Raw genomic sequence first — 3,608 nt, 5'->3', positions numbered from 1 at the left:
CGCGCATCCTGAAGGTCATCGGTGTGAAGCCCCGCCGAACGATCCGCGTGGCGCTGTGGAGTGGAGAGGAACAGGGGCTGCTCGGCTCGAAGGCTTACGTGGCGAAGCACTTCGGCACGGCTGAGGCTCCGCTCCCCGAGTTCGCCACGTTTGGCGGCTACCTCAACGTCGACTCGGGCACCGGCCGCGTGCGCGGCGCCACCGTGTTCGGGCCCGACGAGGCCGGGCGCATCTTGCGCGAGATCATGGCGCCGTTCGAGGACCTCGGGTTCGTTGGCGCCACGGCCACGAAGAGCCGCCGCTCGGGCGGTACCGACAGCACGTCGTTCAACGCGGCAGGCCTGCCGGGGATCGGCCTGATGCAGGACCCGATCGAGTACGGCTCCCACACGTGGCACACCAACCTCGACACCTACGAACGGGTCGTCGAGGCCGACGTGAAGAAGAGCGCGGCGATGATTGCCTCGGCGCTGTATCACCTGGCGATGCGCGACGAGATGCTGCCGCGTTTCGGCAAGGCCGAGATGCCGGCGCCGGCACCCGCCCCCGGCGCGCCCGCGCCGACGACGGCCGCCCCCGCCACGGCAGCGCGCCCGTAGGAGGGGAATGCTGCGATGCTGCGATGCCGGAATGATGAAGGGCTGAAAGGGCGAAGGCGCTTCATCCTGAATTCTGAACTCTGAACTCAGGATGCCGGCGCCTTCCCGACAACGCCGGCCCTCCCCTCGCTGCGGATCTCCCACTCGGTCGACCCCGCCGTGAGCAGGACCAGTCCGAGTCCGCCGACCGTGACGGTCGCGATCAGGCGCACCAGCAGCACGGTCATCCCGAACAGCAGGTCCTGCTGGTCGCGCGCGATCGCGGCCAGTTCCACTTCCTTCGACGTGCGCACCGCGATGTCGGGGATGCGGTCCGGCCGCCGGACCACACGGCCCGCCACCTCCACGAGTGGCTGGTCGAAGGTGCCGCGCTCCGAGCCGCGTTGGCCGAGGCGGCGCGCGGCCCACGTGCCGTAGGTCAGCGCCACGCACAGGATCAGCAGGCCGAGCAGCACGCGGGTGCGCGTCCGGCCGCGAAACATCGCCCACGAGAAGCGGGAAGCCACGTCGGGGTATCGGCGCGGGCGGTCCGCTGCGCCAGTCGTGCGATCCTCGACGCCGTGGACGTGCTCTCGGCCATCGTCACGCTGTTCCTGGTCATGGACCCGCTGGGGAACGTGCCCCTGTTCCTGGCGGTGCTCAAGGGCGTGCCTCCGGAACGCCGGCAACGCGTGCTCGTGCGCGAGCTGCTGGTGGCCTACGTGGTCCTGGTCGTCTTCCTGCTGATCGGCGGCGCGCTGCTGCGATTCCTCGGCCTGGGGCAGGAGGCCGTGAGCGTCGCGGGCGGCATCGTGCTGTTCCTGATCGCGCTGCGGATGATCTTCCCCGACCACGGATCGCTCACCGAGGGCGGACCCGAGGGCGAGCCGTTCGTCGTCCCGTTGGCGATTCCCCTCGTCGCCGGTCCGTCGACGCTCGCCACGCTGCTCCTGCTCGACCGAACCGCGCCGGGCGCCACCCTGTCGCTGCTCGTGGTGGTGTCGGTCGCCTGGGCGCTCACGAGCGCCATCCTGCTCTCGTCGACGTTCTTCTACCGGATGCTCGGCCAGCGAGGGCTGATCGCGATGGAGCGCCTGATGGGCATGCTGCTCGTGATGGTGTCGGTGCAGATGCTGATGGACGGCATCGCCACGTTCCTGCACCGGCAGTGACCCGGATCGCACATCCGGTCCCGTGTGGGGTGTGTACAATCGCCCCGTCGCGACCATCACGGCGCGCCACCTCCGGGGGATGAGGACATGCGCAAGACGATGACTTACGTATGGGCAGGGGTGGTGATGGCGCTGGCCCTGTCCCCGATGACGGGTGCACGCCCCCGCGCCCAGCAGCAGGACGCGTCTGCCGGCAAGCCCGCGGCGTTCGTGGGCAGCGACCTGTTCCGCACCTACTGCGCGACCTGCCACGGCCAGGGCGCCAAGGGCGATGGCCCGCTCGCCACGATGCTGAAGAAGAGTCCGGCCGACCTGACCGTGTTTGCGAAGAACAACGGCGGCACCTATCCGGCCGAGCTCGTCGGACGGATCATCGATGGCCGGAAGCAGGTCGATGGCCACGGCGGCAAGGACATGCCGGTGTGGGGCGACTCGTTCAAGGAGGCGACGGGCGGTTCGGATGAGGCGGCCATCAAGGCCCGCATCGACGCGCTCGTGCGCTACCTGGAGACGATTCAGGTCAAGTAGGGAGGTAGGGCCGGCTGTCATAGCCCGGCCCGTGCGAGGCGCGGTGGGACACCGCGCCGTACCTTCGCGACGATTACGGGAGTTCGCGGACGCGGATCAAGCGGAACTCGACGGGCGCGCCCTCGGCTTCGAGGCACAGGAAGCCGGCCCGTGGTTCCGCCCCGCGACCGCCCGACACTTCCTCGCCGTTCACCCACAGGCGAATCTCGCCGTTGATGCCGCGCACGTAGTAGTGGTTCCACTCGCCGACGCCCTTGCTGCGCTCGGCGCGCGGGAAGCTGCGCGACCCGTCGGGCGACAGCGGCGCGAACGGCTGCAGCTTCGAGTTGCCGACGGCGAAGATGTCGCCGTTGGTCGTGAACCAGCCGTCAGGCTTGCCGCCGCTCGTCTCCTTGAACCACTGGCGGTAGCCGTGGTCGAGCATCTGCACCTCGATGCCCCACTTCGGCAACTGGTTGGGGGGCAGCCCGTCGAGCGCCTTCATCGGCACCCACGCGAAGACGCCGGAGTTGCCGGCCGACTTCATGTGCCGCCACTCCACGACCAGTTCGAAGTTGATGAACTCGTCGCGCGTCCGCATCACGCCGATCGGGATGCCGGTCGACTTGAGCAGGGGCCCCTCCCACGTCCACGTGTCGGGGTAGCCGTTCACCGGCGCGAAGTCGGCCGGCCCGAGCGTCCGCCACCCCGGCCCCGTGCCGTCGATGTACGCCTTGTGCACCTCGGCCGGTGCCTGGCCCGAGGCGACGACCGGCAATCCGCACGCCACCGCAACCGCGGCGACGACCACCATCATGTGCATGCGCATCCGCGGAAGGTATGCGCTGCGGCCCGGCGCGTCAATGTGGACCCCGCCGAGACGCCGACGCCTTCGTACCCGGTACCCGGTACCCGGTACCCGGTACCCGTTCTGTTCCCGCCGTATCATCCTGGCCATGACCCGAGCGGTCCGGCTCGTGCTGCTCCTCGTGCTCGCCCGGTGGACCTGGCTGTTCCTGGTGTGGCCGATGCGCCAGAACGTGATCGGCGCGTCGTTCCTGCACCTCGTGAACCTGGCGTTCCACGAGGCCGGCCACGTGCTGTTGGCGCCGTTCGGGCACTTCGTGAGCGTGCTGGGCGGCAGCCTCTTCCAGGTGCTGGTGCCCGTGGCCTGCTGGGTGGCCTTCTCGACGACCAACCCCGACGTGTGGGGACGCCTCTTCGCGCTGTGGTGGGGTGGCCAGAACCTGTGCGACGTCGCGTTGTACGTCAACGACGCGCGGGCGTTGCAGCTGGTGTTGCTGGGCGGCCGCACGGGAGCGGAGGTCCAGGGGCACGACTGGGAGTACCT

At 69.5% G+C, this 3,608-nt stretch carries 5 protein-coding genes and 1 pseudogene; 4 read left to right on the top strand and 2 right to left on the bottom strand.

What is annotated here, in order from left to right; translation table 11 throughout:
• A partial coding sequence (locus ACIRDX_RS21665; protein WP_396627504.1) for a M28 family peptidase occupies positions 1–599 on the top strand: 599 nt, incomplete at its 5' end.
• Positions 600–685: 86 nt separating this feature from the next.
• Here ACIRDX_RS21665 and ACIRDX_RS21660 read toward each other — a convergent pair.
• Positions 686–1,105, bottom strand: coding sequence for a hypothetical protein (locus tag ACIRDX_RS21660; RefSeq protein ID WP_396627503.1), 420 nt, complete (start codon positions 1,103–1,105; stop codon positions 686–688).
• A gap of 54 nt (positions 1,106–1,159) precedes the next feature.
• Here ACIRDX_RS21660 and ACIRDX_RS21655 point away from each other — a divergent pair, with 54 nt between their 5' ends.
• The gene (locus tag ACIRDX_RS21655; RefSeq protein WP_396627502.1) at positions 1,160–1,750 is read left to right on the top strand and encodes a YhgN family NAAT transporter; all 591 of its coding nucleotides are present in this window, start codon (positions 1,160–1,162) and stop codon (positions 1,748–1,750) included.
• An 87-nt stretch (positions 1,751–1,837) separates the two neighbouring features.
• Entirely contained in the window at positions 1,838–2,278 is a 441-nt protein-coding gene (locus ACIRDX_RS21650) for a c-type cytochrome (protein ID WP_396627501.1), read from the top strand.
• 73 nt (positions 2,279–2,351) lie between these two features.
• Here the strand turns inward: ACIRDX_RS21650 and ACIRDX_RS21645 are convergent, their stop codons facing one another.
• Complete coding sequence (locus tag ACIRDX_RS21645; RefSeq protein WP_396627500.1) at positions 2,352–3,086, bottom strand: DUF1080 domain-containing protein; 735 nt, start codon at positions 3,084–3,086, stop codon at positions 2,352–2,354.
• A 127-nt stretch (positions 3,087–3,213) separates the two neighbouring features.
• Here ACIRDX_RS21645 and ACIRDX_RS21640 point away from each other — a divergent pair.
• Positions 3,214–3,608 (top strand): annotated as a pseudogene (locus ACIRDX_RS21640) (zinc ribbon domain-containing protein); the annotation flags it as partial.

The organism is Luteitalea sp. (assembly GCF_044337415.1).
Lineage (GTDB): Bacteria > Acidobacteriota > Vicinamibacteria > Vicinamibacterales > Vicinamibacteraceae > Luteitalea.
Note: the sequence above shows the minus strand (reverse complement) of the source record. Positions and strands in the feature narration are given on the sequence as shown.